The 14,134-nt window shown below is 69.3% G+C and carries 7 protein-coding genes and 5 pseudogenes; 5 read left to right on the plus strand and 7 right to left on the minus strand.

Annotation, left to right across the window (positions count from 1 at the left end):
* Positions 1–218: 218 nt before the first annotated feature.
* The 4 genes and pseudogenes from ACZ6I1_RS09350 to ACZ6I1_RS09365 all read right to left on the minus strand — a co-directional run.
* Positions 219–425, minus strand: coding sequence for a hypothetical protein (locus tag ACZ6I1_RS09350; RefSeq protein ID WP_469284912.1), 207 nt, complete (start codon positions 423–425; stop codon positions 219–221).
* 202 nt (positions 426–627) lie between these two features.
* Positions 628–1,245: a sterol desaturase family protein gene (locus ACZ6I1_RS09355; protein ID WP_469284914.1), complete on the minus strand. Its 618-nt coding sequence runs from the start codon at positions 1,243–1,245 to the stop codon at positions 628–630.
* Between the two features lie 161 nt (positions 1,246–1,406).
* Positions 1,407–2,357, minus strand: a complete 951-nt coding sequence (locus ACZ6I1_RS09360) for a beta-ketoacyl-[acyl-carrier-protein] synthase family protein (protein ID WP_469284916.1) — start codon at positions 2,355–2,357, stop codon at positions 1,407–1,409.
* 107 nt (positions 2,358–2,464) lie between these two features.
* Positions 2,465–2,696, minus strand: a pseudogene (locus ACZ6I1_RS09365) (XRE family transcriptional regulator); the annotation flags it as partial.
* An 857-nt stretch (positions 2,697–3,553) separates the two neighbouring features.
* Here ACZ6I1_RS09365 and ACZ6I1_RS09370 point away from each other — a divergent pair.
* Positions 3,554–5,779, plus strand: a complete 2,226-nt coding sequence (locus tag ACZ6I1_RS09370) for an NACHT domain-containing protein (protein WP_469284918.1) — start codon at positions 3,554–3,556, stop codon at positions 5,777–5,779.
* 127 nt (positions 5,780–5,906) lie between these two features.
* On the opposite strand, the pseudogene ACZ6I1_RS09375 reads toward ACZ6I1_RS09370, so the two are convergent.
* A pseudogene (locus ACZ6I1_RS09375) lies at positions 5,907–6,191 on the minus strand (transposase); the annotation flags it as partial.
* 32 nt (positions 6,192–6,223) lie between these two features.
* Positions 6,224–8,468: pseudogene (locus tag ACZ6I1_RS09380) on the minus strand (PHP domain-containing protein); the annotation flags it as partial.
* Between the two features lie 16 nt (positions 8,469–8,484).
* Here ACZ6I1_RS09380 and ku point away from each other — a divergent pair.
* The 3 genes and pseudogenes from ku to ACZ6I1_RS09395 all read left to right on the plus strand — a co-directional run bounded on the left by ku (position 8,485) and on the right by ACZ6I1_RS09395 (position 12,209).
* Positions 8,485–9,632: pseudogene (gene ku, locus ACZ6I1_RS09385) on the plus strand (non-homologous end joining protein Ku).
* 253 nt (positions 9,633–9,885) lie between these two features.
* Positions 9,886–11,385, plus strand: a complete 1,500-nt coding sequence (locus ACZ6I1_RS09390; RefSeq protein WP_469284919.1) for a hypothetical protein — start codon at positions 9,886–9,888, stop codon at positions 11,383–11,385.
* A gap of 68 nt (positions 11,386–11,453) precedes the next feature.
* Positions 11,454–12,209, plus strand: a pseudogene (locus tag ACZ6I1_RS09395) (IS5 family transposase).
* 65 nt (positions 12,210–12,274) lie between these two features.
* On the opposite strand, the gene ACZ6I1_RS09400 reads toward ACZ6I1_RS09395, so the two are convergent.
* Positions 12,275–12,889, minus strand: a complete 615-nt coding sequence (locus ACZ6I1_RS09400; protein WP_469284921.1) for an SMI1/KNR4 family protein — start codon at positions 12,887–12,889, stop codon at positions 12,275–12,277.
* 646 nt (positions 12,890–13,535) lie between these two features.
* Here ACZ6I1_RS09400 and ACZ6I1_RS09405 point away from each other — a divergent pair.
* Positions 13,536–14,069 (plus strand): hypothetical protein, encoded by a 534-nt coding sequence (locus ACZ6I1_RS09405; protein ID WP_469284923.1) that lies wholly within the window; start codon positions 13,536–13,538, stop codon positions 14,067–14,069.
* The last annotated feature ends 65 nt before the right edge of the window (positions 14,070–14,134 follow it).

Here is a 14,134-nt window from a genome sequence, read left to right on the forward strand (position 1 = left end):
GGCGCCGCGTAGTCGGCGTAACGGGCACCGGTCACGAGGGCCTTCGCTTTACGAGAACCTCGTAAACACTGCCTCGCCCGAGAGCCTTCTGATACACCCCATCGCCTGACCGAAGAGCGCGCCCGAGATGCCTCGACCTCAATATCAGAGTTCCGCCGGGTCAGGTCGGGCTGAGCACCCCACGGAGTCGGAGGCATGACGGTCCGCTGCCATGGCACTCACCCTGCGGCAGCCGCCGGACCGGCTCCGAATCCGGGTACGTCCTCGACGGTGACGTCCAGGCGCAGCTGGTTGAACCGCAGTGGGTGGCGGAAGACTCCGCCCCGGTCGATGGTCCGGTCGGCGCTGACCTCGGCGACCAGGTCCGGGCGGACCGGGATCGCGTCCAGGACGTAGCGCGAGCCCCAGCCGCCGCCGAACTGCACGCCCGTCCAGGCGTCTGCGGGCCAAGGGGAGCCAGGTGTTCCGCGACCTGCCGGGCCTCTTCGGGGCGTAGCGCATGCCCACCCGCCGGTACCCTGCCCCGCTCTGGAGAGAAGCCAGCACCACGTTCCGGCTCGGCGCTGGGTTGTCAGCTCTTCCGTGGTGGCGGTGCGGTGCGGAAGACATGGTCCCACCAGGGACAGCTCACGGCGTAACCCTTCGTGTCGTCGGAGAAGTGGTGCAGCATGTGCCGACGGCGCAGTTCACGTCCGATCCGGGTTCTGGGGCGGCTGTGTGCAGGTGGTAGTGGAGGAGGTCGTACACCAGATAGCCCGCGAGGAATCCGGTCATTACGGCGCATCCGCGCCCCGTTCCGACCACGGCGAAGGCGATTGTCGTGATCACCGTGGCGAAGGGGAGGCTCATCAGCGGCGGCGCGACGGCACGCCTGGGGTCGTCGGGGTGCTCGTGGTGGACGCCGTGGAGTCGCCAGTGCATCAGCGCGCCCCACTCCCCCGGCGGAATCTTGTGGAAGGCTAGGCGCGCGAGCCAGTACTCGGTGAGAGTCCACAGGACGTAGCCGGCGATGGCAAGCCCCGCCGTGGAGGACCACCCTCGCTCATGCACCGCGACCGAGGCCAGGACGATGCCGATGGGCAGGTACACCACGACGGGGAGCGCCGGATGGGCCCGGGTGAACCGGTCCAGCAGCGGCGATGCGAACAGCGCCGGAGAGGCCTGGCGATACTCCTGACGCGTGGGGTCGGGGGCAACCGATGTCGGTGACGTCCGCTGGGGACGGTGTACGTCGGGAAGTGTCACGTCGCCACGCTAGTTGTCTGCTGAGGGAGGGCGCGGCCGCAACGCCTGGCCACGGCGGAGGTCACCCGCGAGGGCGCGTGCCGGCAGAGCAGCGTCCGGCCTGGTGGCGGAGGACGCCGAGGCTCGCGGACGCGTGGCGCGTCGTACCGCCCGTCCCGGCGTCATGGGGCTTGCAGGATCAGCGCAGCGTTCGCGCCGCCGAAGCCGCTGGAGTTGCTGAGGACGGTGCGTTGAGGCCGTTGGCGAGGGGCCTTCGTGACGATGTCGAGGTCGACGGCTGGGTCCTGCGTGTCCAGGTTGGCGGTGGGAGGGATCGCCTGGTGGCACAAGGAAAGCACCGCGACGGCGGCTTGGACGGCTCCCGCGGCGCCGAGTGAGTGGCCGGTGGCTCCCTTGAGGGCGGTCACCGCGGGAGGTCGCCCCCGGAAGATCCGATGCAGTACCCCAGCCTCCACGAGGTCGCCGGCCGGTGTGGATGTGCTGTGCGCGCTGATGTGGTCGATGTCGGACGAGGTGAGGTCGGCGTCGGTCAGGGCCGCAGTGATCGAGTCGGTGAGGCCGCGGCCTTCTGGGTGCGGGGCCGTGGGGTGGTGGGCGTCGCCTGCGGCTCCGTATCCGGCGACGAGGGCTCGGGCGGGGGCCCGCCGGGCGCGGGCGTGATCGAGGCGCTCGAGGACGAGGACGGCCGCTCCTTCGGCGAGCACGAACCCGTCGCGGTCGCGGTCGAACGGACGGGAGGCGCTCTGCGGGTCCCGGCAGCGGGTGGACAGCGCGCCGAGTCTGTTGAACCACAGCGCTGCGGATCGGGTGCGGCCCGACTCAGAGCCACCGGTCAGCACGATGTCGCAGGACCCCGATCGGATGAGGTCGCGGGCCACGCCGAGAGCGTGGGCGCCAGCGGCGCACGCGGTGCTGATGGTCAGGTTGGGTCCGCGCAGGCCCAGGTGGGTGGCGACCTCACCGGCAGCCATGTTCGGAAGGCTGCGGGCCATCGTCAGGGGTGACACCAGGTCGTAGTCGCCGGTCAGTTGGTAGCCGAAGGCGGCGTCGTAGCTGGCTGCGCTGCACTCGCAGCGGCGCGCGCTGCTCGAGGATCTGTTCAGCGCTATCACCCCTCGTACCGCGGGTGGACCAAGATCAGACGGCGCGACACCACCGAGGCGATCGTCGGCGCGATCACGGGCACCCTGGCCCGCCCGCAGTTGCTCGTCCTCGGCGTTCAGGCCCGGATCTCGTTGACGAGCATCCGCAGGGTGAGGCTGTGCTTCTCGGGCGGCAGGGCGTCCATGGCGGCGGTGGCGTGCGCGACGCCGCCCGCTCTGTCGCCGGATGGGCCGGGCGAGCATCAGGCCTCGGTGGAGTTCGAGGTGGGTGGCGAAGCGCGGCAGGCTCGCGGGCAGCTCGGCAAGGGCCTGGTCCTGCGCCTCGGTCGCGGCACGCTCGTCGCCGAGGGCTGTTTCAACGAAGGGCCTGTGGATCGGTTGGCCAAGGGCTACGGTCGTTCGCGTCGGTTGAAGAATCGAACGAGGGGACGGCGGATGCTGGCGGAGGGGTTGACCGCACTGGCCGCGGTGGGGGGCACGGCGGTGGTGCAGGCTGCGGGAACCAGTGCCTGGCAGGGGCTGCGGCAGGTGGTGGTCGGATGGTTCGGTCGCGAGGACGAGGAGCGCGTAGCCATCGAGCTGGACCGGAGTGCGCATGCGCTGGCCACTGCTGATGAGTTCGAGGCGGAGGTCGTGCGGCGTGCCGTGCAGGCCGCGTGGCAGGCGCGTTTCGAGATGGCCCTCGCCGGGCTCGCTGAGCACGAGCGGAGGTCGGCCGCCGAGGCTCTCCATGCCCTGCTCGGCGCGTATGTGCCGGCCCGTGCCGATACGGTGTCCGCTACCGGTGAAGGGCTCGCGGTCGGCGGCGATGTGTCGATCCGGGCCGACCACGGTTCCGTGGCCGCCCTGCGGATGGGGAACGTTTCGCTGGGAAACCCTCCGCAGCCGGGCCCGCCCCAGGACTGAGCGCGCCCGGCGCCACTTCGGCTGTCACCGCCCGGACCGCGATCACCGCCTCCGGGGGCGGCGTCGCGGTCGGACACACCGACCAGGTCAACTACTACGTCCTGCCCCCGGAGCACGAGGATCTCGCCCCTTGGCACGAGGCGCTGCTGGCTTCCTATCTGCGTGCCGCCGCGTCCACGGCCAACCGGCACCCCTACCCCGGCTGTACAGAGGGCTCCGGACCGTTCCCACTGACCGAGGTCTACGTGCGCCAGCTCGCCGGTAGGGCCGATGCTGGGGACCTGGATCACGATGAGCGGGTGCCCGCCGAGGCCGTCTTCGCCGGGACGGACCGGATCCGGGTGCTCCTGGCCCCCGCGGGCGGCGGAAAATCCGTACTGCTGCGCCAGCACCTGTCCGACGCGGCCGCCCGCCAACTAGCGGGCCGGACTCGTGATCAGCTGCCTCCGGCCGTCCCGGCCCTCATCCGTGCGACCGCCCTTGCCGCCGAACCGCTCTTGTCGCGCGCCCTGGAAGTCGCTGTCATCGAGGAACTCGGCCCGTACGGGCTCCGCGACGCACCGACCGCGGATTTCTTCACTCGGCCGCCGTCGCCTGGTACACCCTGGCTGGTCATGGTCGACGGCCTGGACGAGGTCCCCGACCGCGCCACCCGCGCCGCCCTGCTGGAGCGCCTCGCACGGGCAGCCGCCCAAGAGTGGTCCCCCTACCGGTTCGTCATCGCCACCCGGCCCCTGCCCGGCGATGAGCTCGCCCGGCTGGGGCCCGGTGTCGGCCGCTTCGAACTCCAGCCGTTCACTCCGGCCGACCTCCGTACCTATGCGCAACGCTGCTTCCGTGACCTGCCGGACCCCGACCTACATGTCCAGGTCTTCACCGCTGGGCTCGGAGCGTCCCGCCTGCGGGAGTTGGCCCGCCTCCCGCTGATGGCCTCCATGCTGTGCTCGATGTACGCGGCCGACCCGACCCGCCCCCGGCCAGAGGACCGAACCGGGGTCTACCGCTCCTTCGTCGAGATGCTCTACGAGCAGAACACCCACAAGAACGTGGGAGCCACCCATGCCGAGGTGATCCGCGTCCTCGCCGACCGGCACCAGATCCCCCGGGATCAGCAGGCAGCTGAGCGGGCTGCGCAAGCGGTACGGGACGAACTGCCCGACCTCATAGACCGCCTGGCGTACGAACGAATGAACGGGAACAACGCACCGACCGTCGAGATCCTGGCCGACCACCTGCCTGTGCAGCGCCCGGATAAGGTCAGGCCGGCGCTCTGGAACGCCTTCCTGGGCGATCTCCTACGGCCCACCGGTCTCCTGGCCGAGCAAGCGGGGGACTTCCACTTCCTCCACCAGACTCTCGTCGAATACCACGCTGCCCGGCACGCCACCCGCAATATCGAGGCCCGCGCCGATTTGCTCACGTGGCTCTGCCCTTGGCACGGGGGCGACGCATCGTCATCTTTCTACCCAAATATCGTGCCCTGGCCACTGGAGGGCATGGAACCGTCCTACCTGGGCCTTCTCCTCCACGGGCTCCTCGCCCCCGGGGATCACGTCTCGGCTGCGACCGTGCGGGCGCTGGACGCCCTTGCCGGGGGCACCCTCGCCGCCGGCACCGCAGGTGGTGGTTTCTTGTGGCTACTGTTCCTTCAGGTGGTGGAGGACACGGCTGCCCCAGCTGACCTACTCGCTCGCTATCTCACGCGCATTTCCCGTGGCGAGAGGCTGGAGAGCCGACCTCGCGTCCTGGCCGCCGGGCATCTGACCAAGCTCGGGGGACGGTACGCGACCGAGGGCGCCGAGCTGCTCACCGGATTCGCCGCCGACATCGGACTACCGTTCGAAGACCGACTGGCGGCGGCCACCGTGCTGGCGCGCGTGCAGGGCTACCAGCCCCGAGCCGCACATCTCCTGGTCCGTTTAGGTATGGTCTGCAGGCGACGTCTCCCAGACGGCCTGAAAGTCGGACTGGTTCTCGGCAAGGTGGCCCGGGGGAGGGCCATCTGGTTGCTCACCTTTCTCGTCAGCCCCGACCCCTCTCCCCAGTACCGCGATTTCTACGAGCGTGTGGACATCGCCACCGTGCTGGCCGGTTGGGGCAATGAACGTGGCAGCGAGCTGCTCCTGCACATGACCAACGACAAGGCCCTAGATGTCCGCAGGCGCGCGAGAGCCGCCTTGAACCTGGCTCAACTCGACGATGAACGCGTGGCCGAGCCGCTCGCAGCCATGATCGTGGAGGACGACACCGAGGAGGACATCCACGGTCGCGTGCTGGCGGCCCACGCCCTCGCCCAACTCTCCAGGTACCGCGAGGACGGCGCCCGAGCCCTCGCCAGGATCGCCAACGACTCTGATGTCTGGGACAGTCACGCCCGCGTGCAGGCCGCCGAGTTCCTCGCCGATGTGGACGGCCACCACAAGGAGGCCATCGAGCTGCTCACCTGCCTCGCCGAAGGCGGCACCACCCGAAAATGGGCCTCCAGGGCGCTCACCAAGCTCCGCAAGCACCGAAAGACCGCCTGACAGGACCTAGTAGTGCTTTGTTAGGTGGTGTCGTAGGGCTGCCATGGGACGGTCTGCTGGCAGGTGGGGCAGGTTCCGGTCCACGTGGCCAGCAGGTGTTGGAAGAGGTCCAGGGTCTGGTAGAGGGTCAGGCCCTGGCAGGGGCTTTTGGGCAGGTCCGTTGCTCGGTCAGGAATAGGTGGGCGGCGGTGACGAGGGTGACGTGGCGGTGCCAGCCGGTGAACGAGCGGCCTTCGAAGTGGTCCAGCCCCAGAGCGGTCTTCAGCTCACGGTAGTCGTGCTCGATCCGCCAGCGGGCCTTCGCCAGACGGACCAGGTCCTTGGCCGGGATGTCGGCGGGCAGGTTCGAAATCCAGTACTTCACCGGCTCCGCCTCGCCCTCGGGCCACTGCGCTATCAGCCAGACCAGCGGACGAGGTGTGGGCGATCATCAAGAGCTTCGGCGGCGGGGGAGTAGCCGCGACGGCGGGCCTCGCGCCGGAACCATGCCTCTACCTGTGGCAGGCGCTCTCCGTTGGCGAGCGTGCGGCGGGCGACTTCGGCGAGCGCGCGGTCGCAGCCGGTCAGGACGGCGAACATGTCGATGATCTGCTCGTGCCAGATGGTGACTCCGTATGTGGAGGACAGGACGGGAATCAGGTCGGGGTGCGGATACTGCGGGGCGGCTCCGTGGCGGGCGGCGATGTACATGGCGGGCATGCCGCCCTTGACCGGGCCCGGACGGAAGAGGCTGATGTCGGCGATGACGTCCTGGACATCGCGTGGCTGGAGCCGGCCCACCAGGTCCTGCTGACCCGGGCTTTCGAGCTGGAACATGCCGATCGTGTCCGACCGGCGCAGCAGGTCGAAGGCATCGGGGTCGGCGAGGGGGACGTGGTCGGGGTTGTCGAGGTCTATCTGGCGGCCGGTGGTGCGGCGGATCTCGGCGACGGCGTGCGCCATAGCGGACTGCATGCGCACCCCCAGCACATCCAGCTTGAGCAGGCCGAGATCCTCGACATCGTCCTTGTCGGCCTGGACCATCGGGTACTGCCCGCCCGGGGTGGGCTGCACCGGCAGCTGGTCCAGCAGCGAGGCGTTGGAGAGGATCACACCGCACGGGTGCATGGCGATACCCCGCGGCAGCGCGTCCAGGCCCTCGGCGAGCTCCCACAGCGGACCGAACGAGCCGGCCTGGGCGGCAAGCTGCTTCAGCTCCGGCAGCGTGGCCAGCGCATCACGGATGCCGCAGGCCCGGATGTGCGGGAAAGACTTCGCGACCCGGTCGATCACCCGGGGCTCGATCCCCAGGGCAAGCCCGGCATCCCGCAGCGCGTGCCGGGCCCGGTAGGTCTCCGGCATACCGGTCACCGGTCCCGAACCGCTCGATGATCCGGTCGTAGATCTCCAGCCGGCGCGCGGACTCCACATCGATGTCGATGTCCGGCAGCGAGGACCTGCGCTCCGACAGGAACCGCTCGAAGAGCAAGTCGTGGTCCAGCGGGTTCGCCGTCGCCACGAAAAGCGCATGGTTGACCATCGACCCGGCCCCCGAGCCCCGGGCCGCAACCCTGATCCCCATCGCCCGCACATCCGCCACCACCTGCGCGACAGCCAGGAAGTACGGCTCGAACTCCAGCTTCCCGATGACGCCGAGCTCGTACTCCAGCTGCTCAACCGCACGCGGTCGCCATCCAGCCCGCGCGCGAACATCCCCGCCTCGCACCGCTGGCGCAGCAGCCGCATCGCCCCGCCCGGCCCCGGCTCGGCGCCCACCACCTCCGGCTCGGGAAAGTGCGGCCGGCCCAGACCCAGGTCGGCAACCGGATCGACCACACACTCCTCGCCGGTACGCACGGTCTCCGCCAGCAGTGCGGCCGCGCGGCCCGGCCCGGCCCCGCTCGCCTCCGCGATGCGCTCTGCCGCCGCCTGCATGGCGGCGGGGTCCTTCAGCCAGCGCTCGCCGCAGTCGAGCCTGCGCCGGTCGATCGGGCGCAGCAGCCGGGCCGCATCGAGCACGTCAGCGATCCGGTGCTGGAAAGGGTCGGCGTAGCGGACCGCATTGGTCAGAACCGCCCGAATACCAAGCTGATCGGCCAGCCCGACGGTGCGCGCGGCCAGCCTGAGCGAACCCGGCCCCGTACCCGGCAGCCCCCACCACACCGTCTCCAGGCGCAGGTTCGCACCGGCCACCTCACGCCAGGGCGCAACCAGCTGCTCGGCGAGGTCCGGGCGCCCGGCGGACAACGCCCGCACCGGCTCCGACACCGGACCCAGCAACACGAACAGCCCTTCATCCGCATACCGCCCCAACACCTCCCAGGACACAACCGGCGGCCCGCCCGCCGCCCCCGCATGCGCGGCGGACACCAGACGGCACAGCCGACCCCACCCCGCGGCCTCACGGGCCAGCAGCGTGACCCGCAGCGGCGGCTCCACCACATGCGCACCACCGCGCACCGGGGTGCGGGGGCGGGCTGTGGCTCCGGGGCGGGCGGGGGAGTGGGGGGGCGACCGCGACATCGACGCCGAAGAGGGGTCGGATGCCGGCGGCGGTGGCCGCCTTCGCGAACCGGACGGCGCCGGTCACGGTGTCGCGGTCGGTCAGGGCGAGCGTCCCGACCCCACGCTCCACGAGGTCGCGAGGGTGGGAGGCGCCGTAGCGGGCGGAGAACCCGCTCGCCACGTGGAGGTGGCAGCCGTTGGCCATGACCCACCTCCCGCCGATGAACAGTTTCAGCCGATATGGCCGGAATCCCTCCCTCCAAGATATCGAACGAAAATCGAACAGCGCGAATCGGTTACTCCGAAGTAGGGATGCGATCACCGGGCAGAAGCCGTCAGCTGGAAGGACGAGGGGACAACTCGAGGAGGTGGCGGTCGTGGCTCGTCCCGTATGGGCCGGAAATCTGTCGTTCGGCCTGGTCAGCCTGCCCATAGGCCTCTACACGGCCACCGACAGCCACACGATCCACTTCCACCAGCTCCAGCGCGGCACCGCCGACCGGATCCGCAACCGGCGAGTGAACGAGCGCACCGGCGAGGAGGTCCAGCTCGACGACATCGTCAAGGGCTACGACACCGGCGAGGAGTACGTCCTGGTCGAGCCGAAGGAACTGGACGACATCGCCCCGGCCGCTCCCAGTCGCTGGACATCGCCGGGTTCGTCGACCTGACGGAGGTCGACCCGATCTTCTTCGACAAGACCTACTACCTCGGACCGCGGGGCGCCGAGTACGGCAAGGTGTACAGCCTCCTGGAACAGGCGCTCGCCAAGGCCGGCAAGGCCGGCATCGCCACATTCGTCATGCGCCAGCACGAGTACCTGGTCGCCCTCAAGGCCGAAAACGGCGTCCTGACCCTCCACACCCTCCACTGGGCAGACGAGATCCGGGACCCGAAAAGGGAGATCGACACCCTTCCCGGCAAGGCGAAGGCCTCGGACAAGGAACTGAAGATGGCGGAGCAGCTCATCGACGCCCTGACCATGAAGTGGAACCCGGAGGAGTTCCACGACACGTTCCAGGAAAAGGTCGCCGCCATGATCGAGGCCAAGAAGGCCGGTGACACCGTGGAGAAGGCCGAGCCGCCCGCCGAGCCGACCGGAGCGGTCGACCTCATGGAAGCCCTGCGCGCAAGCGTCGAGCGAGCCGGGAGCCCGAAGGCAACCGGCGGCAAGGCCACCACCTCCCAGAAGGCCGCAGCCGCGAAGAAGCCCGCGGCGAAGAAGCGGATCCGCTCCGCGCCGACAGAGAACCTGAGCAGCCTCTCGAAATCCGACCTCTACAAGAAGGCAGCCGCCGCAAACGTCCCCGGCCGCTCACACATGACCCGCGACGACCTCGTCAAAGCCCTGTCCTCAGCCCGGACGTAGGGGTCGCCCGGAGCTCTACACAGGGGCTACGGTTGATTCACAGGAGAATACGGAACCGTCTCCCTCAGGGGGATGGTTACGCTCTCCGGCCGAAAGCGTTCTTAGCTCAGCGGCTGAGCCTTCTAAGCTCAAGCAGGCGAGCACCGTGCGGAGGACACGGGTGGGTTGAAATCCGATAGGACGCCGCAGGCGGGCTTCCTTCCGCGTTCGGCAACGAAGGAAGCCCAGCGACCTTCACATGAGGTGATCGCGGGTGTTCCTGGCAACACAATTCCCGATCGCCGACCTGCGCCCTCTCCTGGCCCAGGAGACCCGCCGACTCGACGTTCCGTGCTGGCCGCTGGCGCAGTCGGGCGAGTTCGTCAGGTCGACCGGACCGGTACGCCGCCGGAAGCTGGGCGGCTTGGTCCCCTGGATCGGTGAGGGTGTCTTCTGCGACGCCGCGAGCGTGTTCCGCTTCCCTCCGAGTTTCTCGGCATTCCCCCTCCTGCCCGGGGATGAGCGCACATCGGGTTTCGCGTGCGCCTACCGGCGGCTGATCACAGACGGGTTCGTCAGCACCCGGTTCGAGCTGGCCGTCGCGGGCGGAAGATCAGGAAGACAGGGGCGGGCGAGACTGGCCGGCCAGGACTTCGTCGCACTCCTGATCAACTGGCTCGATATTCCCATCGCCATTACGTCCTGCGGTGACGGTGACCGACGGAGCGCCTGTCATCTCGGACAGGCCGGAAAGCCGCTCACGGCGCACATTCTCCGGGCGACCACCAGATGCCCCACCGCCGCCCCCGCAGTCGACCGTTCCTGGCTCCAGCCCGGCCGGCCGCTGTTGCTGGCCGACTACACGTCCAAGGAGGCCGAGCGGCCTCCGGACGCCAAGGTCGTGGACCTGCAGCAGGACATCGGGGTGCACCTGGCGCACTGCTGGGTGAGCTTTCGCGGAACGCTGGTCGGCGTCTGGCTGCTCGAACGGACGGTCTCGAGTCCGGACAAGGACGCCCTGCGCCGGCTCCGGATCCACCTGCTCCGTCTCCACACGGAGTACGAGTGTGTGCGACTCGTACTCCGCTTCCTCACCAGATCGGCGCAGGACGACAGGAACACCGAGGCGGTGGCGCGGTCCCTGAACCGAGGACTCGACTTGCTGTCCAGCCCGCGGAAGTACGGATTCGACCAGGATCCGCTCCTGGCTGCCGCATACGAGGCGGAGCAGCTCGTGACCGCGGACGAATGGCGGACCGTAATGCACATGCTGAGCGAGAAGCGGGCGAACGAGCTGGCTCACATCGACAACGTCACCGGTTGGTGGGGCCGCTGGGACAGCGACAATCTCGCGTTTGGCGGTTCTCAGCCGGTCTTTATCGCGGACCGGATCGTGATGGCAGGGAGAGGCGGGACCGTGAACGAGTTCCACACACACGCAGGCGGTGACATCCACGGCGTCATCGGCAGCGGAAACATCGTGACCAGCAGTTTCAACCGGATAGACAGCTCGAACCTACCCGACGAAGCCAAAACATTGCTGAAGCAGCTCACAGAAGCCGTCGCACTAACGACCAGCAGGCTGCCCGCTGCAGAGGCCGAGCAAGTGAGCAGGGACCTCACCGCCTTCCAAGAGGAAGCTCTCTCCGGCACACCGCGCAGGAACGTGCTCCAGGTCTTCGGCGATTCGCTTCAGAAGACAGCCGACGTCGTCGGCAACGTCGGCGGCCCGATCGCCAACCTCGTCACCGCAGTGATCGGCTTGATCGCATAAGTGATCGTTTCAGAATGGGTTGGGCTGGGCTTCTTGCTCTTGGCGATCTTGGTCGGCAGGCTGTCCGGGTGCGTGTTGATCTTGTTCCGGATGGTCTGTGGGAGCGGGTGGCTCCATTGCTGCCGCCCGCTCCGCGACGGCATCACCGCCACCCCGGGCGGCTGCGAGTTCCGGACCGGGCGGCCCTGGCTGGCATCGTCTACGTGCTGCGGACCGGTGTCGCCTGGCGCGATGTCCCCGCGCAGGCCGTGGGCTGCTCCGGCGTGACGGCCTGGCGCCGGCTGCGGGACTGGACCGAGGCCGGCGTCCGGCCCCGCCTGCATACCGCGCTGCTGACCGAACTGCGCCGCGCGGACCTGCTGGACTTGGACGACTGTGCCGTGGACGGCTCGTACGTCCGGGCCCTCAAAGGGGGCAATCATGTCGGCCCCTCGCCCGTCGACCGCGCCCGCCCCGGCTCCAAGCACCATGTGATCGTGGACCGTTGCGGCACTCCGCTCGCCGTGACGCTCACCGGCGGCAACCGCCATGACATCACCCAGCTGCTGCCCCTGCTGGACCCGATACCGCCAATCCGCGGACTGCGAGGACACCCGCGGCAAAGGCCCCGGCGCCTGTACGCCGACCGGGGCGACGACTTCGACAAGTACCGCCGCCTACTCTGGAAGCGCGGCTCAAGCCGATGATCGCCCGACGCGGCCACGCCCACGGCTCCGGCCGCGGCAAAGTGCGCTGGGTCGCGGAGCGCGCCTTCGCCTGGCTCCACCAGTTCAACCGCCTGCCAACACGCCGACCTTCACCAGGGCCTGCTCCACCTCGCCTGAGGCATCATCTGCCTCCGGCGCCTTCGAAAGTCCCTCTGATTCGACCGGTGCGGCCGGCGGAGCTCTCAGCGGAGGTACTCCGGTGACCAGGCGTCGCTGACGACATGGCTTTCGCTGTTGTCGCAGCACGTCACCTTTGCCTTCAGGGCCGGCCGTTCTGCGAGGGCCCGCCGGAGGTTCTGGCGGAGTTGGTCGAGGAAGGCCCACAGGTCAGGGGCGACGACGCGGTAGCCGGTCTCGCTCACGTCGAGGCTGGTGCCGTCCCAGGCCCCGCCGATGAGGTGGCAGACGGATCCGGTGGAGGGGCTGACCGCATACAGGTTCCCGCCGCCGTCGGTGGCGAACACCGTCACCGTGTCGTCGACCGCTCCAGTCACTGGCATGAGGGCGTCGGAGAGGATGCCCTCGGCGACCCGCTCGGCGTCGGCGATCCAGATGCCGATGTGCAAGTCCGGTAGCTCGACGGCGCCGAGTGTCGCGTAATACTCCAGGAGCGCACCGGTGACGCCTTCCCCGGCGAGCAGCGCGACGGCCCGGGCGCCGTCCTGCGCCGTGACAGTCTCCACCCTGTACTCGCCCGGCGAATACGAATGCACCTCCTCGAAGCCGTCGGCGAATGCGACGGCCAGCGGTGCCATCTCCTCGCCCCATTCGCGAATGTTGAAGGCGGAGTCGTTCATGCCGGACTTTCTGACTAGGAAGTGTGCGTTCCCCGCCATTGTCCCTGGTTGACCGGAAGGGTGCGCCTTGCGAGCGCCGCAGAGCCGTGCCCGCCGGCCGACACCGTCCAGACGGTCGGTTACCGGACGAGCGCGCGGTGCTGGATCCGGAGGGCCGTGGCAAGCACCACCGGCGCCGTGAGCCAGCACAAGTGCGCGCCGGAGCCCACAGGCAGGAACGAGAGAGGACTGGACACCCCGAACACCGCCGCCAGGCAGATGCTGCACACCAGGTTCATCGCCAAGCGCAAGAAGCCCAGCCCAACCCATTCTGAAACGATCAGTAAGTCCCGTCCCGGGAACTACACGTCGGGACGCCCCCGGTGCCAGCGTGCAGAGTGTTTCCAGCAGACACAAGCGTGGGCGGCGGCGGGGTAAGTCAGCAGCACAGCGCACTGTCAGCGGGCCTTGTCTCGCGTTAGCTGGCCAGCTTCGACCGAATCCGTCCGTACCGCTTTCGGTGGATCCCTGTGCGTCCGAGGTCTGGTCCGGGCAGCCTGGACGTCGTAGGGCCGGCCGCGCGGCCGGCCGGGGATGGCGGGCGGGTGGGGTTGTGGTGGACAGGGTGCTGGAGGCGTTGGGGGCCGCGCATACGGGGTCGGTGGGGGTGCTGCTTGCTGATGGCAGCGAGCCGGGGCGGGTCTATTTCGACGTGGGCAGCGGTTCGGACGTGCCGTCGTCGACGGAGTGGCATGTCTACGACGGCCGGTTCGGCCGGCCCCGGGCCGCGGTCTTGCGGGGCAGTTGTTCCTGCGGCTGGCGGGGCATGGCCGAGTACCCGCTCGACTGGACCACCCTCCCGGACGACAAGCCCCTCTATGAGTCGGACGTCGACTTGTCGGGGCCGGTCAAGGACTACGACGCCCACCTGTCGGTCATCCGGGACGCGGCTGTCCCACTCCCTACGGAACTCACCGGTCTCCTCACGGAACTCGTGCGCCGGCTCGACGGCCTGGCCGCCGAGGAGCCTCTGGTGGCGCTCAAGGCACTCGCCGATCTGCGGTACGTCATCGCCCAGGCCGGGCAGGACGCGGCGTATGAGCTCGCCGCCGGGGAGGTACCGATCGAGCAGGTGGCGGTCGCGCTCGGCACGAGCGAGGCCGCGGCGCGCAGCTACCTCAACAGCTACCTCCACCCCTGACCTCGTGCACCGACCCCGGCCGGACCCGCCGACTGCCGGAGCGGCGGGGTGCATGTCCTTGTGCA

The sequence above is a fragment of the Streptomyces sp. NPDC046303 genome (assembly GCF_055588085.1).